The sequence below is a fragment of the Bacillus sp. EKM202B genome, from assembly GCF_011066025.1.
GTDB classification, from domain to species: Bacteria; Bacillota; Bacilli; order Bacillales; family Bacillaceae_G; genus Bacillus_A; species Bacillus_A toyonensis.
On record NZ_JAAMNK010000127.1, the window covers coordinates 1 to 257 of the forward strand.

The window sequence follows — 257 nt, forward strand, 5'->3', positions numbered from 1 at the left end:
TTAAATCTCCGTTGTATTCTATTTTTAGCTACCACTGGTTCATGACCGAGCACAAATATCTTTTTCTTTTTTCTAACTCGAGATAATACCTTGTATTTTCTCATGATACGTAGTACTTTTTTATGATTCATTACGATGTTAAATTGATCACGTAGACAAGCTGTAACCCGACGATATCCATACCGATATTTATGATGTTGACATATTTCTATTACGGTTTTTTCTTCATGATTAGTTACTGTTTTCTCCTGCTTTTT

Annotated in this window: 1 protein-coding gene; it reads right to left on the minus strand. The window is 31.9% G+C overall.

Going from position 1 to position 257, the window contains the following annotated elements; all coding sequences use genetic code 11:
* A partial coding sequence (locus G9F74_RS30640) for an IS3 family transposase (protein WP_395940744.1) occupies window positions 1–212 on the minus strand: 212 nt, incomplete at its 3' end.
* Between the last annotated feature and the right edge of the window lie 45 nt (window positions 213–257).